The organism is Phytohabitans aurantiacus, assembly GCF_027923225.1.
GTDB classification, from domain to species: Bacteria; Actinomycetota; Actinomycetes; order Mycobacteriales; family Micromonosporaceae; genus Phytohabitans; species Phytohabitans aurantiacus.
Window position 1 is genome coordinate 1 of record NZ_BSDI01000008.1, and the last position, 25328, is coordinate 25328.

Consider the following 25328-nt stretch of genomic DNA (forward strand, 5'->3'; position numbering starts at 1 on the left):
AACACAAGACCCCGAATGACCCTCGGCTGGGCCAACCCAGCTGACAAAATGGCCCAACTACTCGGTGTTGCAACCACCGGTTGAGCTCGCCAGGGGCGACGGTAGCGCTCCAAGATCTACGGCCAGCAGCACCGCCACGCCCGAGCGCCGCGCGGGCACCAGGCCGACACGACCCCACGGCCAGGCCGCATCGCCACAAACCGGACCTCACGACCCCCAGCCGAGCCTCGCCGCCGAACGTCCCACCTCGGCCGGATCTCGCCGCAGCCAGGCCTCACCGCCACGCCAACCCGCCGCCTCCGCTAGGCACGCCCGCGCGCCGGCCATCTCGCCAGGCCCATCGGACATTGTCGACGAATGTCGGCATAGCGCGCAGCCATTCACCCCTCCTGGCCGCGTCGATCAAGGAGATCTGCATGGATCAAGGGCAAACACACGCGGAAAGAGATCGAATCACGCGCATTCGCCCTTGATCGACGAACCAGGAAGATCAAGCGGACCAAGCAAGCCACGCAGAGAGCGGACCAAGCAGGACCAAGCGGACAAAGCAGCCCACGGACCAAGCAGGGCCACGGACCAAGCAGGGCCACGGACCAAGCAGGCCACGCGGACCAAGCGGGCCACACCGAGAGCGGGCCACGCGTGCCGAGCGGAAGCGGATCAGGCGGGCCGGGTGGGGCGGCCGGCCTCGCCGGCCGCTGTCCCCGCCGCGACCCCGGCAAGGGTCGGCAAGGGCGGCTCGGGCCGCGGGGCAGCAGGGTCGGGACTGGCCGGTTCCGGACGAGCGGGCTCGTCCGGGCCGACGAATGCCTCCGCGCGGGAGTCACCATCGTCGCTGCCACCGAAAACGCGAGCATCGTCGTCCGGCGCCGCACCATCACGGCCCGCCCGTTCCCGGGCGGCGGCCCCATCCCGCGCGCCGCCGTCACGAACACCACCGCCCGGCCCAAAGCCGTCACGAGCAGCACCATCGCGCCCAACACCGCCACGGCCCGCGCCATCACGCGAAGCGGAACCGCGCCCAACACCGCCGCGGCCAGCGCCATCACGCGAAGCGGAACCGCGGCCAGCGCCATCAAGCCCAAAACCGCCGCGCGCAGCGCCATCATGGGAAACGCCATCGCGGCCAACGGGTGAAGGCCAGAGGGCGCCATCGGCAGCAACGTCGGCACGCATGCGCGGCAACGCGTCCGCGTGGTGGTCGCGGATCCAGTTGACCAGGTGCTCACGCACCAAGCAGCGCAAATCCCACAGCGTCGGCGCGTCGACGGCACTCACCAGCGCGCGTACCTGGATCATCCCGCCGGTCGCCTCGGTGACCTGGAGTACGCACACCCGGCCGTCCCAGAGCTCGCTGCTCTCCACGAACCGGCGAAGCTCCTCGCGCATCTCCGTCACCGGCACCGACCAGTCCAGGTCGAACTCGGCCGTACCCAGTACCGCCGCACGAGTGCGGGTCCAGTTCTGGAAGGGCTTGGTGGTGAAGTACGACGTGGGCAGGATCAGCCGCCGATCGTCCCAGATCTGCACGACAACGTAACTGAGGGTCAGCTCCTCGATCCGGCCCCACTCGCCCTCGACGACGACCACGTCGTCGAGCCGCACCGCGTCGCTGAACGTGAGCTGGAGCCCCGCGAACACGTTGCCCAGTACGCTCTGTGCGGCCAGCGCCGCCACCACGCCGATGACGCCGGCGGACGCCAGCAGGCTCGCGCCGATGGCCCGTACGTGCGGGAAGGTCATCAGCATCACGCCGGCGGTGACCACCACGATCCCGGCGACGGTGACCCGGCGCAGCATCACCACCTGGGTGTGGAGCTTCCGGGCGCGGCGGTTGTCGGGTACGTCGGTGCGGAACCGGGCCAGCGCCACGTCTTCGCTCACCAGCAGCAGTGCCGCGACAAGCCACGCGAACCCGGCGATCGCGGCGAGCACCAGCAGGTGCAGCACGACCGCCCGGCCGGGAAACTCACCGGCTGAGCTGCGTACCGCCGCCTGGCAGGCCACGAGCACGACGGCGACCTGGAAGGGCCGGTGCGCGTGCTCGGTGAGTTCGCGCAGGAGCACGGACCGGCTGCCCAGCCGGCGGATCACCCGGTGTACGACCTCGACCACTGCCAGTGCGATCGCCACGGCGGCGACGGTCATGGTGACCGTCCACAGGGCGGCCTCCACTGGAGTACCTCCTTCTCATCGGCGTCGGGCGGAACGCCCGCCGAGGCGGCGTCGCACGGAGACGCCCGCCGAGGCGGCGCCCGCCGAAAGGGGCAAGCCGCCAACGATGCCCGAGTTGGAGGGGTTGTAACCAGCGTCAGCGCGAGATCTTGATTACTACTTCGGTGTCGGTGACGCTCTGCACAGCGACGTTGAGGCCACCCACGTCGGTGCCCTGCTCGCCGACGGTGAGGGAGAGGCTCTCGCCGGCGACCTCGACGGTCACCTTGTCGCCGTCTACACCGACCAGCTTCGCGTCGACGCCGAGGACGCTGGTCTTTGCGTCGACGCCGCGATCGAAGGTGACGGTGCACTGGTCGAGGCCGCAGTTGGTGTCGGAGCCCTCCGAGCCGCAGCCAGCGAGAAGGACCAGGCCGAGGGCCAGACCGGAAGCGAGCCGGGCGGCGGTCAGTCGGTTCATCACATGATCCAGGGTACGTGGCGGGATCCACGGGGTTGCCGTTGCCGCTACCCTGGCCCTCGTGAACGTGCTCGTGGCCGACAATCCCGCCCGGCGCCGCTTCGAGATTCTGGTCGATGGCGGGCTGGCCGGTTTCGCGGCTTACCGCGTCCGCGACGGCCTCATCGTCTTCACCCACACCGAGATCGACGACGCGTTTCAGGGCAAGGGCGTCGGCGCCCAGCTCGCGGCGGGCGCGCTCGACCAGGTGCGCGAGCGGGGCGAGAAGGTCGTGCCGCAGTGCCCCTTCATCGCCGCGTTCGTCAAGCGGCACACCGAGTACGCGGATCTCGTCGTCGAGGAATGACCGAGTCGGCGCATGAACCACCCGCTCGCTGACGAGCTGTTCCTCGTCGGCCATGACGAATACACCGGCAAACCGACCGGCAACGCCGAGGTGCTGGCCAGCGCGCTCGCTGGCGCGGTAGTCGGGGAGTTGCTGCTCGACGGCCGGCTGACCATCGTCGAGGGTCGCGTCGCGGTACAGGCGGCTCGCGCGTACGGCGAGAAAGTGACCGATGCCGTCCTGGGTGAGGTGTGCCGGCAGGGCGATCCGCAGCCGGTCCGGCACTGGGTGGATTACCTGCGCGGCGACGTGCGTGACGTGGTGGCCCGGCGGCTCGTGGCGACCGGGTTGGTGCGGCGCGAGCAGCCGCGCGGCCTTGCGCGGCGCGGGCACGCCCGCTATCCGGCATACGACCCGCAGCGCTACGCCGAGCCGCGCCGCCGCCTCGCGCAGGCGCTGGCTGGGCAGGGTCCGATGGACGCGCAGCTCGCGACCCTGGCCGCGCTGGCCGGGATCGCGGTCCTGGTCCCGGATCCGGCGCGGATCCGCGAAAACCTGCCGTGGGTCCTGCGCGACCTGGTGTCCGGGGTCGACGAAGCGGTCCACGCCCTGGCCCTGGCCACGGCAAGCTAAAGCAAAAGAAAAAGCTGCGGGCTACCGCGATGTCCGCCGCGGTGCGGACCGCCGCTCCCGCGGCCTCACCCTGCGCGGCACACACCCCGACCGGCGGAACTGGTCAAACCGCGTGCTCCGGCGCCGGCAGGTCTTCGAAGGGAAACCGCCGCGCGAAGTCCGGCCAGGTCACGGTGATGCGAATGCGGTCGGCAGCGGCCTCGGGCGCCGGCTCGGTGGCCAGATCGGCGATCTCACCAAGCTGCGCCAACGCCCGCCGCACCTCGCTCACCGGCATGCGCAACCCCGTGGCAAGCGCCCCCAGATACGTGGTGAGCTGCCGGCGCCGCCACCGCCGCCGGCCGCGGCTGGCCATCTCGCGCACCGTGATCGCGACGAGCACAGTGCGGTCGTCTTGCTGTGCCTGCTCCTCGTGCACCAACTCCTGCCCGACGAGCGGCAGTACGTCGATCGGGTTCTGGTCAAGTCGCGGCCGCACCACCTCACCGTCCAATGTAAACAGTCCGAAGCCGCAGAGGCAGGTCAGCAGCTCATCGAGGGTGTGTGGCACGGGCAGCCCGCGACGGTGGCACATCTCGGTGAACAGCTCGATGCGGGCCGCCCGCACCTGCACCACCCGGTCGTAGTGCTCGCGCGCGCGGCGCTCGGCGTGACCGGCGTCACGCCGCGGATGCCGCCGGCGAGCACGGGCGATCCAGTCGTCGACCGATCCGGGGTCGCACCACACCGGCGTGTCCCAGGGCAGGATCGACCACGCCGATCGCGGGAACTGCTCCTGGTCAGGGACCACTGTCAGGTAGGCGAACGAACAGGGAAGCCAGCGAATCCAGGACGGCACCATCACTGCCCGCTGCCAATCGACGGCCACGACAGGCACGATACTGCCACAGCGCGTATCCGTGGGGGCACGCTCCGCTGTGGACAGTAGTCACAGCCCCGCGAGCACCTCGGCCGCCGCCTCGCCGCACGCCCGGGTCGCCCCGTACGTGGCCAGGTGCACCGCACCGGTGACGCGTTCCGGTACCCCCATCTCGACGACCACGGCGTCCGGCCGTTCGGCGAGCAGCATCGCCACGGCATGCGCCATCCACCGGTACCGGTGGATGTCACGGACGACGACCACCAGCGGACGCCCGCGGGCCGGGCGGAGCGCCGCTTCGGGGTCGGCGGCGCTGAGCCGCACCGCGGTCGTGCCCGGCATGCGCGCGCGCAGCGGCGTCGCGATGCCCCACGGCGTCTGCGTCCCGGCGGCCATGTTGGCCGGCGGCGCGAACTCCACGACGTGCGGCGCGGCGGTCAGCGGCGGCGGTGTTGCCCCGCCGGCGACGGTGAGGCGGATCGCGCGCCGGGCGGCGAGCAGGCCGACCGGGGTCCCGTCCGGTCGGTCCGGCGCGGCTGAGCCGGCCTGAACTGTCCACTCAGCCAGTTGCTGCACCCGTTTCGCAGCCTCGGCGAGGCGCTCCTCGGGCAGCTCGCCGGTGGTGACCGCCTCGACCACGGCGTCGCGCAGCCGCAGGGCGTCGGCCTCGTCGAAGTGGTCGCCGCCCACGCACACCGCGTCGGAGCCGGCGGCGAGCGCCCGCACGGCGGCGCCTTCGAAGCCGTATCGCCGCGCGATGGCCGCCATCTCGATGCCGTCGGTGACCACCACCCCCGCGAACCCGAGCTCGTCGCGGAGCAGGTCGATCAGCACCCGGCGGCTCAGGGTCGCCGGCCACTCCGGATCGATCGCCGGCACGACCAGATGTCCGGTCATGATGGCCTGCGTGCCGGCGGCGATGGCCGCCCGAAAGGGCGGCAGCTCCACCGCGTCCAGCTCCGCACGAGAGGCATTGATCTTTGGTACGTCGACATGCGAGTCGACGCTGGTGTTGCCGTGACCCGGAAAGTGCTTGGCGCAGGCCGCGACGCCCGCGGACTGGAGTCCCGTGATCCAGGCGACCGTGTGCCGCGCGACCAGGGCCGGATCAGACCCGAACGAGCGCACGCCGATCACCGGGTTGCGGGCGTCGGTGTTGACGTCGGCGTCCGGCGCGTAGTTGAGCGTCACGCCCGCCGCCGCGAGATCGTGGCCCAGGTCGCGGGCGACCGCCTCGGTGAGCGCCACGTCGTCGACCGCACCGAGCGCCAGGTTGCCCGGTCGCGAGCTGCCCCGCCGGGTCTCCAAACGGGTGACATCGCCGGCCTCCTCGTCGATGGCCACGATGACGTCGGGCCGTTCGGCGCGCAGGGCGGCGGTGAGGGCGGCCAGCTGCTCCGGGTGCTCGATGTTGCGCCCGAAGAGCGCGACGCCCCCGAGTCCCTCGCCCAGAAGGCGCGGCACCCACGGCGCCGGCGTCGTGCCCGCGAAGCCGGGCTGCAGCACCATGCCCGCGAGCCGGACCAGGTCACGGCTCCTCTGTCCTGTCATGCTGCCATAGTAAACAAACTTTTCTATTTTCGTGTGGGACAGTTTTCAAGCATGGAAACCAGTTGGTACGACATCCCGGCGGTCCGGGTGGTCGGTGCGATTCTTGGCACGCTGCTGCTGGTGGCTGCGATACGGTCGATGTTCGGAAAAGGCCGTTAAGCCGATTTGTGACTCGTCACGCGCGGTACGCCTCGGGTAACGTGACCGCCGTCACAACCAAGCGCTTCGATCGTGGGGCAGATACGCGTGGACCTGGAAACCTCTTCCCGCCAGCTCGCCACCGGCCTGGCACGCGTCGCAGTGGCGGTGCACGCCGCTGAAGGCCCCGGCGGCGAGCTGGAGCGGACGATCGCTCAGCAACAAGTGCTGCTGCTGTTGAGCCGGCGCAGTGAGGTCTACCCGCTGACCGACCTCGCCGGTGACCTCGGCATGACCACGCAGGCCACCATGACGGCGGTGTCGACGCTGGTCCGCGAGGGGCTGGTGTCGATGGGCCCGTCCCCGTCATACGCGCCGGCCGCCGTGCGCGTGACGCTCACCGAGGCCGGCCGCCAGCACGCCCCCGAGGTGCGCGGATGGGCCGCCGACCTCCTCGCCGAGCTGCACAACCTCGACCACGAGGGCCAGCATCGGCTGCTCGCCGTCGTCGCCGGCCAGATCCGCCGCATGCAGCGCGAGGGCCAGATTCCGGTCACCAAGATGTGCGTGTCGTGCCGGTTCTTCGACGGGTACGCCCATCCGGGCAGCGCCCAGCCGCATCACTGCTGGCTGGTCGACACCCCGTTCGGGCACCAGGAGCTGCGGCTGCGCTGCCCCGAGGCCCAGCCCGGCGAGGGCCCGGTCAAGCCGACGCGAATCTAGCTGTTTCTGCCTTGGTCCACTGGGGCAAGATGGCGGGGCCATGAGACTGCTGCTGCCGCTGTTGCACGCCCGCCGCCTTCGCCGGGCCGCCCGTGATCACTTCGGTTGGCGGCGGCTGCGCGCCGGCCAGCTCGATGCCATGAAGGCGGTCCTGCGCCGCCGCGACGTCCTCGTCATCCTGCCGACCGGTGGCGGCAAGTCCGCCGTGTACCAGGTGCCGGCCTCCGTCCTACCCGGACCGACGGTGGTGATCTCGCCGCTGCTGGCTCTCCAGCAGGACCAGATCGCCGCGCTCAACGAGCGCGGCAAGCCAGAGCTGCGTGCCGTGCGCGTCAGCTCCGCCGAGTCACCCAACCAGCAGGCCGCGGCCTTCGAAGCGGTACGCCGGGGCGAGGCGCGCTTTCTGTTCATCACGCCCGAGCAGCTCAGCAACCCCGACCGGCTCACCGAGGTGCGCCTGCTCCGCCCCGCCCTGGTGGCCGTCGACGAGGCACACTGCATCTCCGCCTGGGGCAACGACTTCCGCCCCGACTACCTGGCGCTCGGCCACCTGATTCGCGGCATGGGCCGGCCGCCGATCGCGGCGCTCACCGCCACCGCCTCCCCTCCGGTGCGCGACGACATCATCCGCCACCTCGGGCTGCGGCGCCCGCGCGTGGTGGTGTCCGGCCTCGACCGCCACAACCTCTTCCTGGAGGTCGGCCACTGCCCGACCGAGGACTACCGGTGGCGCCGGCTTGTCGCGCTGCTGAAGGAGGGCGAGAGGCCCGGCATCGTGTACGTGCCGACGCGGCGCGCCGCCGAGGAACTGTGCGAACGGCTCACCGCCGCCGGCTTTCCCGCGCAGGCGTACCACGGTGGGATGGCGGCCGGCCCGCGCGAGCAGCGGCACAACGACTTCCTCGACAACCGGGTACCGCTGATGGTGGCGACCTCGGCGTTCGGGATGGGCATCGACAAGGCCGACATCCGCTGGGTGGCGCACATGGCGCTGCCCGACTCGCCCGACAGCTACTTCCAGGAGATCGGCCGCGCCGGACGAGACGGCGCACCGGCACGGGCCCTGCTGCTGTGGCGGGCCGAAGACGTGGGCCTCCAGCGCTTCTTCACCGGCGGCGCCCCGGACGAGACCGAGTTGCGTGACCTGGCCGCCGTCCTGCGCACCGGCGACCCGCTCAGCCGCACCGCGCTGCGCGACCGCAGCGGCCTCAGCCCGCGCAAGCTCGGCCGCCTGCTCAGCCTGCTGGAACAGGTCGACGCGGCCGTCACGCTCGGCACCAACAAGATCACCGCGCCGTCCTACGCGCCGGCTCCGGCCGAAGCGGCGCGCGCGGCGCTCGCCGAGGCCGAGCGCCAGCAGACGGTACAGCGATCGCGCACCGACATGATGCGAGCCTTCGCGGAGAGCCGGTCGTGCCGCGGGCAGGCCCTGCTCGCGTACTTCGGCGAACACATGGAGCGACCGTGCGGCCACTGCGACAACTGCGCCGCCGGCTCCTCCGCCGAGACGGTGACCACCGGACCGTTCCCGTTACACAGCACCGTGCGACACGCCGACTGGGGCACGGGAATGGTGATGGGCTACGAAGCGGACCGGATGACGGTGCTCTTCGACGACGTAGGGTATAAGACTTTGTCGGTGCCGGTGGTCCGTGAGCAGGGACTGCTAACTTGACTCGTTGGAGAGGGGCGCGCACGTGACGGAGCAGCCGATGTACTCGAGGCTGGGGTTCACTGACGAGGAGTGGGGGCTGCTGGTCGGCCTGCCACAGTCGGTGCTGACCGCGGCCAGCGCGGCCGAGCCGGACGGTGCGAAGCGCACCCACCAGGAAAACGCCGCCGGCCTGGAAGCCATCGCAGAGGGCCGGGAAGACGCCGACCCGCTGGTCGCGGCCGTGGCACAGGAGCTGGTCAACCGCGTCGGCGACCCCGAGATGGGCGAGGAGCTCCCGTCCATCCAGCCCGCCGACCCGGAGGCGTACATCGCCGACGTGCTCGCCAGGGCCGGCGAGGCCGCGAAGCTGCTGGCCACGAAGGTCGACGAGGGCGCGGCCGGCGCCTACAAGCACTGGCTGGTAACCATCGCCGAACAGGTCGTAACGGCCGCCCCGAGCGGCGGCATCCTGGGCATCGGCGGCGACGTAGTGACAGACCCCGAACGCCGCTTCCGCGACCGCCTAGCCCACGTCCTAACCGACTAACCGCGCCGCGGGCGGCCGCGCCGCCGGCGCCCCGCGCCCGGCGCGCCGCCGGCCCCCTTTCCGTCGATCAAGGGCGAATGCACGTGGTTGGATCTCTTTTCCGCGTGCATTTGGCCTTGATCGATGCGAATGCCCTTGATCGCCGCGCGGCGGCGGCGCGGTAGCGTGGCGCACGATGATGACCAGCGAAGAGTTCCGGCTGTTCTGGCGCGAGCGGCACCTGTGCACGCTCACCACGCTGCGCCGCGACGGCACACCGCACGTCGTGCCGGTCGGCGTGACGCTCGACCCTGACGCCGGCATAGCGCGCGTCATCACCTCCGGCTCGTCGCGCAAGGCGCGCAACGCCGCCACCACCGGGCGCGTGGCCGTCTGCCAGGTCGACGGCCGTCGTTGGTCCACGTTGGAGGGACAAGCCGTCGTCCGCGCGGACCCGGAGGCCGTCGCCGAGGCCGAGCGCCGCTACGCCGAGCGGTACCGTACGCCGCGCGTCAACCCCGAGCGCGTGGTCATCGAGATCACGGTCACTCGGGTACTGGGCAATGTCTGACGTCACCGTCGTCGGCATCGGCGCCGACGGTTGGGCCGGCCTGTCCGAGCCCGGGCGAGAGGCGGCCCGCTCAGCGGAGGTACTGCTCGGCAGCCGCCGCCAGCTCGACCTGCTGCCCGACGAGGTCAAGGCCGACCGGGTGCCATGGCCGTCGCCTCTGCTCGCCGCCCTGCACGGACTACTCGACGCACACCGGGACCGCCGCGTCTGCGTACTGGCCAGCGGCGACCCGATGTTCCACGGCATCGGGTCCACTGTGGTCAAGCTGCTCGGCGCCGGTCGCGTAACCGTGCTGCCGCACCCGTCGTCGGCGTCCCTCGCCTGCGCCCACCTCGGTTGGCCGCTGGACACCGTCGAGGTCGTCAGCGCGGTCGGCCGCCCGGTCACGTTGCTGCATCCGGCACTCCACCCCGGACGCCGGGTTATCGTCTTGAGTGCCGATGGCGCGACTCCGGCAGCGGTCGCGGCTCTGCTGGACGCGCGCGGGTACGGCGACAGCGAGCTGACCGTGCTCGAACAGCTCGGCGGGCCGGGCGAACGCGTCGTCACGGGCCTGGCCCGCGACCACTGGCCGGTCGCCGACCCACTCAACGTGGTCGCGGTGCACTGCCGCGGCACCGCCCTGGTGCCGACCGTGCCAGGCTTGCCCGACGACGCATACCTTCATGATGGACAGCTCACCAAGCGTGAGGCACGCGCCGTCACGCTGGCTCGCCTGCAACCGGTGCCCGGCCAGTTACTCTGGGACGTCGGCGCGGGCGCCGGCAGCATCGCCATCGAATGGTCACGCGCGCATCGCGCGTGCCGGGCGATCGCCGTCGAAGCCGACAGCGAACGCGTGTCGCGCATCGGTGCCAACGCGCAGGCGCTGGGCGTACCATATCTGTCTGTTGTGGAGGGTCGTGCGCCCGAGGCTCTCGACGGCCTCGACCCGCCCGATGCCGTCTTTGTCGGTGGCGGGGTGACCGCGCCCGGCATGCTGGAGGCGTGCTGGGCCGCGCTATTGCCCGGCGGGCGTCTGGTGGTCAACGCGGTGACGTTGGAGTCCGAGCGCTTGGTGGCCGAGTGGCACGCTCGGGTGGGCGGCGACCTGGCCCGCATCGCGATCCAGCGGGCGGCGCCGATCGGCGGCTTCACCGGCTGGCGCCCGCTCCACCCTGTGACACAGTGGACAGTGGTGAAGTGACAGTCCACTTTATAGGCGCGGGCCCCGGTGCTGCCGACCTGATCACCGTCCGGGGGCGCGACCTCATCGCGCGCAGTCCGGTCTGCCTGTACGCGGGCAGCCTCGTGCCGGCGGAACTGCTGACCTACTGCCCGCCCGGTGCGCGCACAGTGGACACCGCGCGGCTCACGCTCGACGAGATCGTGGCCGAGATGGTGGCCGCGCACGCCGCGGGGCTCGACGTGGCGCGGCTACATTCGGGTGACCCGTCGGTGTTCAGCGCGATGGCCGAGCAGATGCGGCGGCTCGACGCGGCCGGAGTGCCGTACGCGGTGACGCCGGGCGTGCCCGCGTTCGCCGCGGCGGCCGCCACGCTGAGCCGCGAACTGACTGTGCCGACAGTCGGCCAGACCGTCATCCTGACCCGCATATCAGGCGGCGCGACCCCGATGCCGCCGGGCGAGGACCTCGCCACGCTGGCGGCCAGCCGTTCCACCGTGGTGCTCCACCTGGCGGTCCAGCGCATCGACGACGTCGTACGCGAGTTGCTGCCCCACTACGGCGCCGACTGTCCCGTGGCCGTGGTGGCGTACGCGAGCCGCCCGGACGAGGTGATCCTGCGCGGCACGCTGGCCGACATAGCCGGCAAAGTGCACGAGGCCGGCCTGGTCCGCACCGCGGTGATCGTCGTAGGCAAGGTCCTCTCCGCCGAATCTTTCCCCGACAGCCACCTCTACTCCCCCAAGCGCACCCGCTAGCTCCCCGCTCCGCGCTCCCGTGATCAGGGCGTCCCTGAAGTCGCTCTAACGACTTGAGGGACGCCCTGATCACGAAGGGGTGGTGCGGCCTACCACTCGGCCGGCGCGGTCGATTACAACTACGTCGACCGTCACGGGGGCCTCGCGGAGGACGGACAGTGCTGTCTTGCGGGCGCCGGCCGCGACCGCGTCACCGAGCGGGATGCCCGCGGCCTCGCAGTGCTGGAGGGCTTCGAGCGCGGTGTTGGACGCGACCACCCGCTCGGCCAACTCCCCCGTGCCGCCAGAGGAACGCGCCAGTGCGGCAAGGCTCCTCAGGTCCACTTGCGAGCGTCCAGAGTGGAGGTCGAGGTGGCCGTCAGCGAGCTTGGCGAGCTTGCCAATCCCGCCCGCGATGGTCAGCCGCGGCACCGGGTGCCGTCGCAGATACTTCAACACCGCACCCGCGAAGTCGCCCATGTCGAGCAGCGCGTCCTCCGGCAGGCCGTACAGCTCCGCCGCGACCCGCTCGGATGTGCTCCCGGTGCAGCCGGCGACGTGCTGGCGTCCGGCGGCGCGGGCGACGTCGATGCCGCGGCGGATGCTGTCGATCCAGGCGGCGCACGAGTACGGGACGACGATCCCGGTGGTGCCGAGGATGGACAGGCCACCCAGGATGCCGAGGCGCGGGTTCCAGGTGCGGGCGGCCAGCTCCTCGCCGCCGTCGACGGAGATCTCGACGATGACGTCGCCGGTGCCGCCGTGCTGCGTGGCCACCTCGGCGACGGCGTCCCGCATCATCTGGCGCGGCACCGGGTTGATCGCCGGCTCGCCGACCGGGAGTGGCAGGCCGGGTTTGGTGATCGTGCCCACGCCCGGGCCGGCGCGAAAGACCACACCCGCTCCGGGCCGGGCCAGTGTGACTGTTGCACGGATCAGGGCGCCGTGGGTGACGTCGGGGTCGTCGCCGGCGTCTTTGACGATACCGACCGTAGCTGACCCGTCACTCAGGTACTCCACCGCGAGCGCGAACGCCGGCCTCTGCCCCTTGGGCAGCACAATCTCCACCGGGTCCGGGAACGCACCGGTGAGCAGCGCGGTGTACGCGGCCTTGGTCGCCGCGGTCGCGCACGCTCCGGTGGTCCAGCCGTACCGCAAAGTCACGGTCACAGGATGCCCCACGGGCTTTCGTCGCTTGCCCGCAACCTGCACACTTGGGCGGTGAAGAGACGGTTCGCGATGCTCCTGATACTGAGCGTGGCGGCGTGCGGTTCCGAGCCGGCGCAGCCGAAGTTCGTGCAGGGCACATCCGGGTCGACGGCGCCCGCGACGGCACCAGCCACGGCAGGCACCACCTTCGAGGGCTGGTCCGACCCCGCCGGAGTAGGCAAGCCGTACGGCGACAAGGTGACCGGATTGCTCACCTTCCGCGGCAACCCAACCCGCACGTACTACGGCACCGGTCCCGTGTCGCGCACGGCACCAGCGAAGCGATGGCAGTTTCCCCGCAGCGGCGGCCTGTGCGCGAAGTCGACGGACGGCAAGGGCGAACGGGTCTGGTGCGGCTCCGGTTGGACCGGCCAACCATCCGTCTTCGAGCGCGACAACCGCACGTGGGTCGTCTTCGGCGCATACGACAAGGCGATCCATTTCCTGGACGCGGCTACCGGCGAGCGCATCCTGCCGGACTTCCCCACCGGCGACATCATCAAGGGCTCGGTGACGGTGGATCCGGACGGCTTCCCGCTGGTGTATTCGGGGTCGCGCGACAACTTCTACCGCATCATCGCGATCGACCGCGGCAAGCCGACCGAGCTGTGGAAGCTGTCGGCGAAGGCGGTGTCGCCGACGAAGTGGAACGACGACTGGGACAGCACCGGGCTCATCATCGACGACTACCTGTTCGAGGGCGGGGAAAACAGCCAGTTCCACATCGTGAAGCTGAACCGGAAGTACGGCGCGGACGGCAAGGTGACCGTCTCGCCGAAGGTGGTCTTCAACGCGCCGGGCTGGGATGCGCAGCTGCTCAAAGACGTCGGCGACCAGAACGTCTCCATCGAGACGTCGGTGGCGATCCACGGCAACACCGTGTACTTCAGCAACTCGGGCGGGCTCGTCCAGGGCTGGGACATCAGCGGCCTGAAGGAGGGGAAAAAGCCCAAGCGGGTGTTCCGCTTCTGGACCGGTGACGACACCGACGCCACGATCGTGGTGGACTCCAGCGGCGCGCTCTACGTCGGTTCGGAGTACGAGCGGGGCACGGCGCGTTCGAAGGCGGTCGGCCAGATGATGAAACTGGACCCGACGAAGAAGGATCCGCTCGTGTGGAAGGTCGACGACCAGAAGGGCAACCCGGCGGGCATCTGGGGTACGCCGGCGCTGCACAAGGACATCGTCATTTTCGACACGAACGGCGGTGACGTGCTCGGCATCGGCCGCGAAGACGGTGCGGTGCGATGGAAGTTCGCGTTGCCGGGGCCCACCTGGCAGTCGCCGGTGGTCGTCGACGACGTGCTCCTGATCGGCGACTGCAAAGGCGACATGCACGCATACGACGTCAGCGACACCACTGTCACGCCGAAGAAGCTGTGGACGGTCAACATCGGTGGCTGTGTCGAATCCACACCGGCAGTGTGGAAGGGAAACCTCTACTTCGGCACCCGCGCGGGCGCATTCCACTCGATCGGCGTCAAACAGTGAGTGAGCGAAGCGCGGAGCGAACGAACCATCAAACACTGCGGTTGTTGATTCTGGGGGGCACGGCGGAGGCGCGGGAACTGGCCGCTGCCGCGCCGAGCGGGCACGTTGTCACCTCATTGGCGGGGCGGGTCAACGCGCCCCGCCTGCCCGCCGGCGAGGTGCGGATTGGTGGCTTCGGGGGCCCTGACGGCCTGGTCGCATGGCTGGTGTCCGAGCGCATCGACGCGGTCGTCGATGCCACACATCCTTTCGCGTACCGGATCAGCGCATCGGCAAGGCAGGCGACCGGCCTCCTGGGACTGCCGTTACTGGCGCTGCACCGTCCCGGGTGGACGGAAGGACCGGGCGACGACTGGCGCAGGGTACCGAGTGTCGAGGCGGCCGCCGAGGCGCTGCCGGGACTCGGCAGCCGGGTACTGCTCACGACCGGCCGCCAGAGCCTCGCGGCGTTCGCCGGCAACACTGAGTGGTTCCTGATCCGCACCGTCGATCCGCCGTCACCGCCCCTTCCCGCACGCCACGAGGTGGTGCTGGACCGCGGACCGTACACCGTGGACGGCGAAGCGGCACTGATGCGGGGGCACCGCATCGACGTACTTGTCACCAAAGACAGCGGCGGGGCGCTGACCGCCGCGAAACTGGTGGCCGCCCGCCACCTCGGACTGCCCGTGCTGATGGTCGACCGCCCCGCCCCGCCCGACGGGGTCCCCACCGTGACCACCGTCCCCGAAGCAGTGGATTGGCTCAGGGATAACGCCGGGGCGTGAACACCGCACCACCGGATGCCAGCCGCGTCTTCGACGAGCCGACGATCAGGAGGCATCGCATGTCGATGGTGGACGGGTCAAGGTCAGACAGGCGCACCACGCGCACGCTCTCCTCCGCTCCCCCCACGTCCCGACCGATCACCACGGGCGTGTCCGGCGAGCGGTGCTCCAGCAACAGATCGCGCGCCTTCTCCACCTGCCAGGTACGCGTCCGCGACGCCGGGTTGTAGATGGCGATGACGAGATCGGCACGGGCGGCGGCGGTGAGACGATCCACAATGGTGTCCCACGGCTTGAGCCGATCGGAGAGCGACAGCACGCAGTAGTCGTGCCCGAGCGGCGCGCCCGCACGGGAGGCCACCGCCTGCGCGGCTGTCAGCCCCGGCACGACCCGTACCGGCACACCCGCGAAGCGGGGCTCGGCGGCCACTTCGAGTACGGCGCTCGCCATCGCGAACACGCCCGGGTCTCCGGAGGACACGACCGCGACCCGCGACCCGCTTCGCGCCAGGTCGAGCGCGAACGCCGCGCGCTCCGCCTCCACGCGATTGTCGGACAGATGCCGCTTCTGGCGCGGGTTCGGTGGGACGCGGTCGAGGTACGGGCCGTAGCCGACAAGTTCGTCGGACTCGGCGAGCACCGCCTGCGCCTCGGGCGTCAGCCAATCCCGCCCGGCCGGCCCGAGGCCGACCACGACCACCTCGCCCCGATCGCGTTCCGCCACCGCCTCGGGGTCTACTACCGGCATCGCCGCCACGCGACTCGGCAGTACCGCGATGGAGAAGTAGGGCACCGACGTCGGGTCCACTTCGGACAGCGGTGCGACGCGCTCGCGGCCGGTGCTGGCGCGCTCGACATACCAGGCCTCACCGAGCCGCCCCGACTGGTCGAGCGCCTCCCGCACGGCCGGAAACGTGCGGCCCAGCTTGAGGATCGCCGCCGAGTCGGTGCCGGACAGGCGCTCCGCGAGCACGTCCGCGGGCAGCGTGCCGGGCAGTACCGTGAGCACCTCGTCGCGTTCGACCAGTGGACGGCCCAGTGCCGCCGACGCGGCGCTCATCGACGTGACGCCGGGCACCACCTCGGTCTCGTACCGGTGCGCGAGCCGCTTGTGCATGTGCTGGTACGAGCCGTAGAAGAACGGGTCACCCTCGCACAGCACCACGACGTCGCGGCCCGCGTCGAGGTGGGCGGCGAGCCGCTCCGCGCAGCCGGTGTAGAACTCCTCGATCGCGCCCCGGTACCCGCCCGGGTGGTCGGTCGCCTCGGTCGTGACCGGATACACCAGCGCCTCTTCGATCTGGCCGTCCCGCAGGTAGGGCGCGGCCACCGATCGGGCGATGCTGCGGCCGTGCCGCGCGCAGTGGTACGCCACCACGTCGGCGTCCGCGACGAGCCGTGCGGCCTTGACCGTCACCAGTTCCGGGTCGCCCGGACCTAGCCCCACTCCCCACAGTCGACCGGCCACTACTCCTCCTCGCTCGCGATGGCGTTGATAGCCGCCGCCGTCATCGCACTGCCGCCCCGCCGGCCGTGCACCACCAGATACGAAAGGTCACTGGCCGCGAGCGCCACTTTGGACTCCGCCGCCCCGATGAACCCGACCGGTATCCCCAGCACCGCCGCCGGGCGGCCGGCTCCCTCGGCCATCAGCTCCAGCAGCCGGAACAGGGCGGTCGGCGCGTTTCCCACCGCCACAACGGATCCGGCGAGGCGGTCGCGCCACAGCTCCAAGGCCGCCGCGCTGCGGGTGGTGCCGAGCCGCGCGGCGAGGTCGGGCACGCGCGGATCGCTCAGCGTGCACACCACCTCGTTGTCGGCGGGCAGCCGCCGTCGGGTCACCCCTGCGGCGACCATCGCGGCGTCACAGAGGATCGGGGCGCCGGCCCGCAGCGCGGCCCGGCCGGCCTCGACCACGCCGGACGACCAGGCCAGATCCTTGACCAGGTCGACCATCCCGCACGCGTGGATCATCCGGACCGCGACCCGCGCCACATCATCGGGTATCGCCGACAGGTCGGCTTCGGCCCGGATGGTGGCGAACGAGCGGCGGTAGATCTCCGCACCGTCCCTGACGTAGTCCCTCATCGGCTCTCGTATCCGTCCTCTGTGGCCAGTTTCAGTTCGTGCGCTCCGGTGGGGCGGCCGCAGGCCCGTTCACAGCCGGCCCAGTGGACGGGAAGCGACGGCGCCGGCCGCCCACTGTGGAAGGCCAGCGCGTCGGCGCGTACGTCGGCGAGTGACCGGGCGCACCCGGGTCTTCCGGCGCAGGCGGTCACACCGGCCCACGGCGAACCGGGCTCGACCGCGAACCCAGCCGCCACAAGGGATTCGACGAGGTCGGCGTCCGGTAGGTCGGCGAGGACCACGCCTCGCCAGGGCGTGACGCACACCCACGACTGTCCGGACAGGACGCTGATCTGCTCCGGTGTGAGCCGACCCAGCGGCACGGCAGCGCCGATCGCGACGCGGCCGTCGACCTGATCGATGACCCCGATCGGCGGCCGCCCGCTCACCGACACCGGTGCGCCGATCGATCCACCCAGGCGCCGCGCCACCCGCCCCGGACCGCTGTCCAGTTCGGACAGTCGCCATTCGTCACCCCGTTCGGCGAGGAACGCGTGCGCGGCGGCCAGTAGTACCGGTACAGCATCAGCCGGCTGGACGCGGAGGCCGCTGTCGCGGCCGGCGAGAAGCACGGCGGTGCCATGAATCGCCACGTCGGCACCGAGTCCGGCGACGTCACCGCGCCCGTCGTCGAGCGCGAACAGGAACCGCCCCGGCAAATCGGCCAGCACCGGATCGGCGCACAGGGCCCGGTCCAGCTCCGCGACGAGCGGCCGCGCGTCGAGTACCCCGTGCCCGTCACGGCCGGTGAGCGGCGACGCCACGATGTTGCGTACCCGCTCATGGGTGGTCGACGGCAGCAAGCCGGCCTCGGACAGTACCGCCGCGAACGCCGTCTCCGCGCCCGGCGCCAAACCGCGGACCTGAAGGTTGCCACGTGAGGTAATTTCGAGGCCGTTGCCGGCGCTGGCGACGGCGGCGAGTTGCGCGCCGGTCAGCCACCCGCCTGGTATCCGCACGCGCGCGAGCCCGCCGTCGGCGGCGGCGTGCACCTGAAGCACGCCGGGGCACGCGTCGGCGTGCTGGCGGCGAGGGGTGATGGGGCTGACCACGGGCCGGAGCATACGACCCGCTAGGCTGGCGGACGCAACCCGCGGCGACAAGCGGAGGAAGCCGGTGCGAGTCCGGCGCGGTCCCGCCACTGTCACCGAGAGCGACTGTTCTCGGAAGCCAGACACTCCCGTCGCCGCGTTCCTGCTGACCCGGGACGAGGATCCCGGAGGGGAGTCGTGCCGCGTGTTCCTGTTGCTGTCGACGTCCGACACCGACCTGCTCAGCGCGCGTGCCAGCCGTGCTGATTTCCGCCTCGCCAACCCGGCCCGGGTCACCGTCGACGACCTGCCCGCTCTGGTCGATGGCGTCGACCTGGTCGTGGTGCGCATCCTCGGCGGCCGGCGGGCGTGGGAAGACGGGCTCGACGCGCTGCTGGCCGGCCCGTGTCCGGTGGTGGTTCTGGGTGGCGAGCAGGCGCCCGACGCGGAGCTGATGCGGCTGTCGACGGTGCCGAGTGGCGTGTGCGCGGAGGCCCACGCGTACCTCGCGCACGGCGGCCCGGCGAACCTGGCCGAGTTGCACCGGTTCCTGTCCGACACCGTGCTGTTGACGGGTCACGGCTTCGCACCGCCGGTGCCGACACCGACGTGGGGCGCCACCCGCCCGCTGAGCGGCGGCTCAGGTCCCGTCGTCGCCGTGCTCTACTACCGGGCGCACCACGTGGCAGGCAACACGGCGTTCGTCGACGCGCTGTGCGCCGCCATCGAAGGCGCCGGCGGGCGGCCGCTGCCGGTGTTCTGCGCGTCGCTGCGCACGCCGGAGCCCGAACTGCTTGCCACGCTTGGTCAGGCGGACGCGCTCGTCGTCACCGTGCTGGCCGCCGGCGGCACGCGGCCAGCCGAGGCGAGCGCGGGCGGTGACGACGAGGCGTGGGACGTGGGTGCGCTGGCCGCGCTCGACGTGCCGATCCTGCAAGGGTTGTGCCTCACGTCGAGCCGCGAGACGTGGGACGCGAACGACGATGGCCTGTCTCCTTTGGACACCGCCACGCAGGTGGCGATCCCGGAGTTCGACGGGCGCATCATCACGGTGCCGTTCTCCTTCAAGGAGATCGACGAAGACGGCCTCACCGTGTACGTGGCCGACGCGGAGCGGGCCGCTCGGGTCGCCGGGATCGCGGTGGCACACGCCCGTCTGCGGCACATACCGCACGCCGAGAAGCGCGTCGCGCTCATGCTGTCGGCGTATCCCACCAAGCACGCGCGGATCGGCAACGCGGTCGGCCTCGACACGCCCGCCAGTACGGTGCGGCTGCTGGCGGCGCTGCGCGAGCGCGGGTACACGGTTGGCGACCTGCCGGACGGCGGCGACGCGCTGATGCACGCGCTCATCGCGGCCGGCGGCCAGGATCCGGACTGGCTCACCGAAGAGGCGCTCGCCGCGAACCCGGTGCGCATCCCGGCTCGCGACTACATCGCCTTCTACGAAACGCTTCCGGCGGGTCTGCGCACCGCCATCGAGGAGCACTGGGGTCCGCCGCCCGGCGAGTTGTACGTTGACGGCGACGACATCGTGCTCGCCGCGCTCCTCGCCGGAAACATCGTCGTGATGGTGCAGCCGCCGCGCGGCTTCGGCGCCAACCCCATCGCCATCTACCACGACCCCGACCTGCCGCCCAGTCATCACTACCTGGCGGCGTACCGGTGGCTGGCCGCCGACTTCGGGGCGCACGCCGTCGTCCACATCGGAAAACACGGTAACCTGGAGTGGCTGCCGGGCAAGACGCTCGGCATGTCGGCCGAGTGCGGTCCGGACGCGGCGCTCGGCGACCTGCCGCTCATCTACCCGTTCCTCGTCAACGATCCCGGCGAGGGTACCCAGGCGAAGCGCCGCGCACGCGCGACCCTCATCGACCACCTCGTGCCGCCCATGGCGCGCGCCGAGAGCTACGGCGACATCGCCAAGCTGGAGCAGTTGCTCGACGAGCACGCCAACATCGCCGCGCTCGACCCGGCGAAGCTGCCCGCGATCCGCGCGCAGATCTGGACGCTGATCCAGGCGGCCAAGCTCGACCACGACCTGGGGATCGGCGACCGCCCGCATGACGCGGAGTTCGACGACTTCCTGCTGCACGTCGACGGCTGGCTGTGCGAGGTCAAGGACGCGCAGATCCGCGACGGGCTGCACGTGCTCGGCGAGGCTCCGAGCGGTGCGGCGCGCGTCAACCTCGTCCTGGCGATGCTGCGCGCCCGGCAGATGTGGGGCGGCCAGTTCTCCTTTCCGGGCCTGCGCGAGGCGCTGGGCCTCGCCGAGGAAGCCTCGCGCTCCGATGTGGACCGGATCGAGGCGGAGGCACACGCGCTCGTCGCGGACATGGAGGCGCGCGGCTGGTCGCCTGAGCACGCCGGCACCGGCCCGGTGGGTGATGTGCTGCGGTTCGCGGCCACCGAGATCGTGCCGCGGCTCGACCGCACGACCGACGAGCTGACCAACCTGCTGCACGCGCTCGACGGCGGCTACGTACCGGCCGGGCCGAGCGGCTCTCCCTTGCGCGGCCTCGTCAACGTGCTGCCGACGGGCCGCAACTTCTACTCCGTCGACCCCAAGGCGGTGCCGAGCCGACTGGCGTGGGAGACCGGCCAGGCGATGGCCGACTCGCTGCTGGCCCGGTACCGCGCCGACACCGGCGAGTGGCCGCGCTCGGTGGGGCTGTCGGTGTGGGGCACCAGCGCGATGCGCACCTCCGGCGACGACGTGGCCGAGGTACTGGCCCTGCTCGGTGTCCGTCCACAGTGGGACGACGCGTCCCGCCGCGTCAACGGGCTGGCGCCGATCCCGCTGGCGGAGCTGGGCCGGCCGCGCGTCGACGTGACGGTGCGGATCAGCGGCTTCTTCCGCGACGCCTTCCCGCACGTGGTGCTGATGCTCGACGACGCGGTCCGGCTGGTGGCCGGGCTCGACGAGCCGCTTGAAGACAACTTCGTCCGCGCACACGTGGCCGCCGACGTGGTCACGCACGGCGACGAGCGGCGGGCCACCACGCGGGTCTTCGGGTCCAAGCCGGGCGCGTACGGTGCCGGGCTGCTCCCGCTCATCGACAGCCGGAACTGGCGTGACGACGCCGACCTCGCCGAGGTGTACGCGGTGTGGGGCGGCTACGCGTACGGCCGAGGGCTCGACGGCGCGGCAGCCCGCCCCGACATGGAGGCCGCCTACCGCAGGATCGCGGTGGCCGCCAAGAATGTCGACACCCGCGAGCACGACATCGCCGACTCGGACGACTACTTCCAGTACCACGGCGGGATGATCGCCACGGTGCGCGCGCTCACCGGCACCAACCCGGCCGCGTACATCGGTGACAGTACGCGGCCGGAGGCGGTGCGCACGCGGGCGCTGAGTGAGGAGACAGCCCGCGTCTTCCGGGCCCGGGTGGTCAACCCGCGCTGGCTGGAGGCGATGCGCCGGCACGGGTACAAGGGCGCGTTCGAGATGGCGGCCACCGTCGACTACCTGTTCGGGTACGACGCGACGGCCGGCGTGATGGCCGACTGGATGTACGACAAGCTGGCGTCGACATACGTGCTCGACGAGGAGAACCGGGCGTTCTTCGAGCGGTCCAACCCGTGGGCCCTGCACGGCATCGCCGAACGGCTGCTGGAAGCCGCCGATCGCAAGATGTGGGAGTACCCCGACCCGGCGGTGCTCGACGCGCTCCGCGAGGCGTATCTGGCGACCGAGGGCGACCTCGAAGACCGCTAGGGCGTGTCTGATGGATCTTGTGGGTGCGAGGCGAGGTCCAGGCGGCGGTCCGGGGGTGCCGGGCGGAAGGTCGCATACCGGTGTTGTATGTGGCCTTCCGCCCGGTGCCGCCGGTCGTCGTCTGGGCCCGCCGCAGCCCCACAAAGATCCGTCAGACACGCCCTAGTTACTCGGTGACGGTCAGGTATGGCCAGGCGCCCTCCAGGGCCGCCCGTGCCAGCCGTTCACGCTGCTCCCAGGTGATGTCGACACCGGCCGCGGCCGCCTCAGCGGCGATCGCGTTGGCGGCGACCGAGATGGCGACCTCTGGCGGTCGATCGGGAATCGTGGTCACGGTGGGGCTCCTCCGATCGCGAGAGTTTTGTGTGATCGCACTATCTCGCGCCCAAGAGCGTTGGCGCATCCTGCCCAAGAAAAACGGCGAAGTTACGACCACGGAAAATTTATCCACAGATTGGTGCGGTGCCACACGTACTCGCACCTCACCTGCGTGTGGGGCTTCTCATAGAGCACCGCGCAGCGCACCTCCGCCACGTGCTCGCCGCAGAAGTCGTGCACCAGCTTGAGGGTGGCGCCGGTGTCGGCCACGTCGTCGGCGATGAGGACGCGCGAGCCGGCCAGGTCGACCGCCTGCGGCACCGGCGGCAGCATGACCGGCATCGGCAGTCGCTCGTCGACACCGGTGTAGAACTCGACGTTCATCACGTGGACGTTCTTGACGCTCAGGGCATACGCCAGCGACCCGGCCAGAAACAGGCCGCCGCGGGCGATGCCCAGGATCAGGTCGGGCCGGAACCCGTCGGCCGAAACCTGAGCTGCCAGTTCGTGGCCGGCCCGGCCAAACGTGGCCCAGTCGAGCTCCTCGCGCACCTCACTCATGGCGCAACCTTAGGACAGTGACCGCGAGCGCCGGCCCGGCCAGCGCGACGCTGAGCACTCTCGGGACGATTCTCAAGTTTCGCTCAAAGCGGGCGCGTGGTTCGTCAGGCGGCGGTATCGCGATGGCAAGGTACCCCATGAGTCGCCCCACTCTGGTCGCGAAGGAGATTTGACGTGCGTGTTCCCCGTCGGGGTCTACTATTTGTGGCTGCCGTGTTCGGTGCCGCAATGACATTGTTGAGTCCCAGTGCTGCCCTCGCGGAATACCACGGCAGCGAGACGGACTACGGTGTCGCCAGAGGTATTCCGGACGACGACAAGTACCGTACCTGCATCATCTATCTTGGATCCGACTCCCCGGGTGGCGTCTGCTTTGAATCCGGCGGCGATTACTTCTACGTCATGGATAATTTGGTGGACGGGTACGCAGCGGTGGCCGAGTGGTACACCGAGGGAAATATGCGGGCGGGCAGTTGCGTCAACAAGCTTGGTGGCCACGACACGACTGCGTTCTGTAACAAGAATTTTCCGGAAGGGGACTATATCTACTTCCGGCTGGCACTCTACAACAGCGGAGACTACGTAAGGGCCGTGTCAGGCTGGAAGAGAGCCATCATCTGACGTAGCGCTTCATGTCTTACGACAGGCCCTTGGCAGCACGGTCCACTAGGCGGCGTGGGATGTCGGAGTAGCCGGCCCAGTGCAGGTGCAGGTACGAGGCGTGCACACCGCCTGTGACGAAGCCCTCCGGCGCCGCGCCGCGCCAGGCCCACGCCGGCCCGGCGCTGGCGCGCGGCGTGACGGCGGTGCGGTGGAACTCGTGGCCGGTGACCCGGGTACCGGCCGGTGCCAGCGCGCTGTCGGTCAGCGCCACCGCGTCGCGGTAACCGAGCGTGAGCTGGTCGGTCATCACCGCGTCCGCCTCCAGTACGCCGCACATGGGGGCACCGTCGAGGCTGCGGCACAGCCAGAGCAGGCCCGCGCACTCGGCCGCTATCGGCGCTCCGGTCGCGGCCAGTGCGGCCACCGCGGCGCGCAGCGGTGCGTTGGCGGCGAGGCGGTCGGCGTACACCTCGGGGAACCCGCCACCGACGACGAGTGCCCGCGTGCCGGCCGGCAGCGTCTCGTCGCGCAGCGGGTCCACAGTGGCCACATCGGCGCCCGCCGCGCGTAACAGCTCGACGGTTTCGGTGTACCCGAAGGTGAACGCCGGACCACCCGCCACCGCCACCAGCGGACGGCCCGAAACCGGTTCCAGTGCGGGCGACCAGGGTGCAGCGTCGAGCAATGGCGCCGAGCGTGCCACCGCCTCGACCGCGGCCAGGTCCACACCGGACGCCACGAGCGCGGCCAGCACGGCCACCGAACCTTGCGCCTCCGCCGAGCGTTCGGCCACCGGCACCAGCCCGAGGTGCCGCGACGGCGCGGCGACCGCTGAGTGCCGGCTCAGCGCACCGAGCACGGGTACGCCGACCTCCTCGCACGCGTCGCGAAGGATGCTCTCGTGGCGCTCGGAGCCGACCCGGTTGAGGATGACGCCCGCGATCCGCACCTGCCCGAACGACCGGAAGCCGTGCACCAGCGCCGCCACCGACCGCCCCTGCGCCGACGCGTCGACCACCAGCAGCACCGGTGCCCGCAGCAGCGCGGCCACGTGCGCCGTCGAGCCGAAGTCACCGGCACCCACGCGCCCGTCGTACAGGCCCATCACGCCCTCAACGACCGCGAGGTCGGCGCCCCCGCTGCCGTGCGCGAACAGCGGCCCGATCAGCTCCTCGCCCACCAGCACGGGGTCGAGGTTGCGGCCCGGCCGTCCGGCGGCCAGCGCGTGGTAGCCCGGATCGATGTAGTCGGGGCCCACCTTGAACCCCGCGACCCGCGTCCCCCGCGCGGCGAACGCCGCCAACAGTCCTGTCGCGACGGTGGTCTTGCCGTGACCCGACGCGGGCGCCGCGACGACGACCCGGGCTACCATTCGATCCCTTGCTGGCCCTTGCGACCGGCGTCCATCGGATGCTTGACCTTCGTCATGTCGGTGACCAGGTCGGCCAGGTCGACCAGGGCGGCGGGCGCGTCCCGGCCGGTGACGACCACATGCTGGCCGTCCGGGCGGTCGCGCAGCGTCGCGACGACGTCGGCCACGTCGACCCAACCCCACTTCATCGGGTACGTGAACTCGTCGAGCACGTAGAACCGATAGGATTCGGCGGCGAGGTCGCGTTTGATCTGGGCCCAGCCCTCGGCCGCCTCGGCGGCGTGGTCCCGCTCGGTGCCGGGGCGCTGGATCCACGACCAGCCCTCGCCCATCTTGTGCCACGTGACGTGGCCGCCCTTGCCCGTCTCGCCGAGCGCCCGCAGCGCCGCCTCCTCGCCGACCTTCCACTTCGGACTCTTCACGAACTGGTACACCACGATGGGCCAGCCGGCACTCCACGCGCGCAAGGCCATCCCGAACGCCGCCGTCGACTTGCCCTTGCCCTGTCCGGTGTGGACGGCCAGTACCGGCTGCCGCCGGCGCTGCCGGGTGGTGAGCCCGTCGTCCGGCACCGTCTCCGGCTTCCCTTGCGGCATCAGCGATCCCTTCCA

At 71.0% G+C, this 25328-nt stretch carries 23 protein-coding genes, 1 pseudogene and 1 riboswitch; of the genes and pseudogenes, 12 read left to right on the plus strand and 12 right to left on the minus strand.

Going from position 1 to position 25328, the window contains the following annotated elements; all coding sequences use genetic code 11:
* Window positions 1–783: 783 nt before the first annotated feature.
* Window positions 784–2175: pseudogene (locus QMG73_RS11320) on the minus strand (mechanosensitive ion channel family protein); the annotation flags it as partial.
* Between the two features lie 136 nt (window positions 2176–2311).
* Window positions 2312–2635, minus strand: coding sequence for a hypothetical protein (locus QMG73_RS11325; protein WP_281894410.1), 324 nt, complete (start codon window positions 2633–2635; stop codon window positions 2312–2314).
* 61 nt (window positions 2636–2696) lie between these two features.
* Here QMG73_RS11325 and QMG73_RS11330 point away from each other — a divergent pair, with 61 nt between their 5' ends.
* Window positions 2697–2981 carry a GNAT family N-acetyltransferase gene (locus QMG73_RS11330; protein WP_281894411.1) on the plus strand — a complete coding sequence of 95 codons (285 nt, stop codon included), beginning with the start codon at window positions 2697–2699 and terminating at the stop codon, window positions 2979–2981.
* Between the two features lie 12 nt (window positions 2982–2993).
* Window positions 2994–3593, plus strand: coding sequence for a GOLPH3/VPS74 family protein (locus QMG73_RS11335; RefSeq protein ID WP_281894413.1), 600 nt, complete (start codon window positions 2994–2996; stop codon window positions 3591–3593).
* Window positions 3594–3696: 103 nt separating this feature from the next.
* On the opposite strand, the gene QMG73_RS11340 is transcribed toward QMG73_RS11335, so the two are convergent.
* On the minus strand, window positions 3697–4461 hold the full coding sequence (locus tag QMG73_RS11340) for a DUF6042 family protein (RefSeq protein ID WP_281894416.1): 765 nt from the start codon (window positions 4459–4461) through the stop codon (window positions 3697–3699).
* Window positions 4462–4521: 60 nt separating this feature from the next.
* Window positions 4522–6003, minus strand: a complete 1482-nt coding sequence (locus QMG73_RS11345) for a glycoside hydrolase family 3 protein (RefSeq protein ID WP_281894419.1) — start codon at window positions 6001–6003, stop codon at window positions 4522–4524.
* Window positions 6004–6249: 246 nt separating this feature from the next.
* Here QMG73_RS11345 and QMG73_RS11350 point away from each other — a divergent pair, with 246 nt between their 5' ends.
* The 6 genes from QMG73_RS11350 (at window position 6250) to cobM (ending at window position 11538) form a co-directional block, all read left to right on the plus strand.
* Window positions 6250–6864, plus strand: coding sequence for a MarR family winged helix-turn-helix transcriptional regulator (locus tag QMG73_RS11350; RefSeq protein ID WP_281894421.1), 615 nt, complete (start codon window positions 6250–6252; stop codon window positions 6862–6864).
* Between the two features lie 40 nt (window positions 6865–6904).
* Window positions 6905–8539 carry a RecQ family ATP-dependent DNA helicase gene (locus QMG73_RS11355; RefSeq protein WP_281894423.1) on the plus strand — a complete coding sequence of 545 codons (1635 nt, stop codon included), beginning with the start codon at window positions 6905–6907 and terminating at the stop codon, window positions 8537–8539.
* Window positions 8540–8561: 22 nt separating this feature from the next.
* Window positions 8562–9065, plus strand: coding sequence for a hypothetical protein (locus tag QMG73_RS11360; protein WP_281894425.1), 504 nt, complete (start codon window positions 8562–8564; stop codon window positions 9063–9065).
* Window positions 9066–9240: 175 nt separating this feature from the next.
* A complete protein-coding gene (locus tag QMG73_RS11365; protein WP_281894428.1) occupies window positions 9241–9615 on the plus strand; it encodes a pyridoxamine 5'-phosphate oxidase family protein in 375 nt (124 codons plus the stop codon).
* Window positions 9608–10801: a precorrin-6y C5,15-methyltransferase (decarboxylating) subunit CbiE gene (gene cbiE, locus QMG73_RS11370; RefSeq protein ID WP_281894430.1), complete on the plus strand. Its 1194-nt coding sequence runs from the start codon at window positions 9608–9610 to the stop codon at window positions 10799–10801. The genes QMG73_RS11365 and cbiE overlap by 8 nt, the downstream gene beginning before the upstream one ends.
* Window positions 10798–11538, plus strand: a complete 741-nt coding sequence (gene cobM / locus QMG73_RS11375) for a precorrin-4 C(11)-methyltransferase (RefSeq protein ID WP_281894432.1) — start codon at window positions 10798–10800, stop codon at window positions 11536–11538. Before cbiE ends, cobM begins: the two co-directional genes overlap by 4 nt.
* Before the next feature lie 69 nt (window positions 11539–11607).
* Here cobM and QMG73_RS11380 read toward each other — a convergent pair whose 3' ends face one another.
* Window positions 11608–12804: a cobalt-precorrin-5B (C(1))-methyltransferase gene (locus QMG73_RS11380; protein ID WP_407676782.1), complete on the minus strand. Its 1197-nt coding sequence runs from the start codon at window positions 12802–12804 to the stop codon at window positions 11608–11610.
* Here QMG73_RS11380 and QMG73_RS11385 point away from each other — a divergent pair.
* Both QMG73_RS11385 and QMG73_RS11390 read left to right on the plus strand, forming a co-directional pair.
* A complete protein-coding gene (locus QMG73_RS11385) occupies window positions 12739–14217 on the plus strand; it encodes an outer membrane protein assembly factor BamB family protein (protein ID WP_281894437.1) in 1479 nt (492 codons plus the stop codon). The two genes, QMG73_RS11380 and QMG73_RS11385, sit on opposite strands and share 66 nt — an antisense overlap.
* Before the next feature lie 44 nt (window positions 14218–14261).
* A complete protein-coding gene (locus QMG73_RS11390; protein ID WP_309299456.1) occupies window positions 14262–14984 on the plus strand; it encodes a cobalt-precorrin-6A reductase in 723 nt (240 codons plus the stop codon).
* Here the strand turns inward: QMG73_RS11390 and QMG73_RS11395 are convergent.
* From QMG73_RS11395 to cobG, 3 genes are read right to left on the minus strand one after another with little or no spacing between them, the layout of a single operon-like run.
* Window positions 14962–16452, minus strand: a complete 1491-nt coding sequence (locus QMG73_RS11395; RefSeq protein WP_281894440.1) for a precorrin-2 C(20)-methyltransferase — start codon at window positions 16450–16452, stop codon at window positions 14962–14964. The genes QMG73_RS11390 and QMG73_RS11395 overlap by 23 nt on opposite strands.
* On the minus strand, window positions 16452–17072 hold the full coding sequence (locus QMG73_RS11400) for a precorrin-8X methylmutase (protein ID WP_281894443.1): 621 nt from the start codon (window positions 17070–17072) through the stop codon (window positions 16452–16454). Before QMG73_RS11400 ends, QMG73_RS11395 begins: the two co-directional genes overlap by 1 nt.
* Entirely contained in the window at window positions 17069–18163 is a 1095-nt protein-coding gene (cobG, locus tag QMG73_RS11405) for a precorrin-3B synthase (RefSeq protein WP_281894445.1), read from the minus strand. The genes QMG73_RS11400 and cobG overlap by 4 nt, the downstream gene beginning before the upstream one ends.
* A 54-nt stretch (window positions 18164–18217) precedes the next feature.
* Window positions 18218–18291: riboswitch (cobalamin riboswitch) on the plus strand.
* Between the two features lie 56 nt (window positions 18292–18347).
* Between cobG and QMG73_RS11410 the strand changes: the two genes are divergently transcribed.
* Complete coding sequence (locus QMG73_RS11410; RefSeq protein WP_281894447.1) at window positions 18348–21863, plus strand: cobaltochelatase subunit CobN; 3516 nt, start codon at window positions 18348–18350, stop codon at window positions 21861–21863.
* Between the two features lie 166 nt (window positions 21864–22029).
* On the opposite strand, the gene QMG73_RS11415 is transcribed toward QMG73_RS11410, so the two are convergent.
* Entirely contained in the window at window positions 22030–22197 is a 168-nt protein-coding gene (locus QMG73_RS11415; RefSeq protein WP_281894450.1) for a hypothetical protein, read from the minus strand.
* Between the two features lie 92 nt (window positions 22198–22289).
* Window positions 22290–22742 (minus strand): phosphoribosyltransferase, encoded by a 453-nt coding sequence (locus tag QMG73_RS11420; RefSeq protein ID WP_281894451.1) that lies wholly within the window; start codon window positions 22740–22742, stop codon window positions 22290–22292.
* Window positions 22743–22916: 174 nt separating this feature from the next.
* On the opposite strand from QMG73_RS11420, the gene QMG73_RS11425 reads away from it, so the two are divergent.
* Window positions 22917–23363, plus strand: coding sequence for a hypothetical protein (locus QMG73_RS11425; RefSeq protein ID WP_281894452.1), 447 nt, complete (start codon window positions 22917–22919; stop codon window positions 23361–23363).
* 16 nt (window positions 23364–23379) lie between these two features.
* Here the strand turns inward: QMG73_RS11425 and QMG73_RS11430 are convergent, their stop codons facing one another.
* Window positions 23380–24717 carry a cobyrinate a,c-diamide synthase gene (locus QMG73_RS11430; RefSeq protein ID WP_281894453.1) on the minus strand — a complete coding sequence of 446 codons (1338 nt, stop codon included), beginning with the start codon at window positions 24715–24717 and terminating at the stop codon, window positions 23380–23382.
* On the minus strand, window positions 24711–25313 hold the full coding sequence (gene cobO / locus QMG73_RS11435) for a cob(I)yrinic acid a,c-diamide adenosyltransferase (protein ID WP_281894455.1): 603 nt from the start codon (window positions 25311–25313) through the stop codon (window positions 24711–24713). The genes QMG73_RS11430 and cobO overlap by 7 nt, the downstream gene beginning before the upstream one ends.
* Window positions 25314–25328: the final 15 nt, after the last annotated feature.

Coding starts and splice junctions, on each gene's coding strand:
- QMG73_RS11365 (WP_281894428.1), top strand. CDS start 9,241: ATGATGACCAGCGAAGAGTTCCGGCTGTTCTGGCGCGAGCGGCACCTG.
- QMG73_RS11430 (WP_281894453.1), bottom strand. CDS start 24,717: ATGGTAGCCCGGGTCGTCGTCGCGGCGCCCGCGTCGGGTCACGGCAAG.
- cbiE (WP_281894430.1), top strand. CDS start 9,608: ATGTCTGACGTCACCGTCGTCGGCATCGGCGCCGACGGTTGGGCCGGC.
- QMG73_RS11325 (WP_281894410.1), bottom strand. CDS start 2,635: ATGAACCGACTGACCGCCGCCCGGCTCGCTTCCGGTCTGGCCCTCGGC.
- QMG73_RS11400 (WP_281894443.1), bottom strand. CDS start 17,072: ATGAGGGACTACGTCAGGGACGGTGCGGAGATCTACCGCCGCTCGTTC.
- QMG73_RS11345 (WP_281894419.1), bottom strand. CDS start 6,003: ATGACAGGACAGAGGAGCCGTGACCTGGTCCGGCTCGCGGGCATGGTG.
- QMG73_RS11355 (WP_281894423.1), top strand. CDS start 6,905: ATGAGACTGCTGCTGCCGCTGTTGCACGCCCGCCGCCTTCGCCGGGCC.
- cobO (WP_281894455.1), bottom strand. CDS start 25,313: ATGCCGCAAGGGAAGCCGGAGACGGTGCCGGACGACGGGCTCACCACC.
- QMG73_RS11420 (WP_281894451.1), bottom strand. CDS start 22,742: ATGAGTGAGGTGCGCGAGGAGCTCGACTGGGCCACGTTTGGCCGGGCC.
- QMG73_RS11335 (WP_281894413.1), top strand. CDS start 2,994: ATGAACCACCCGCTCGCTGACGAGCTGTTCCTCGTCGGCCATGACGAA.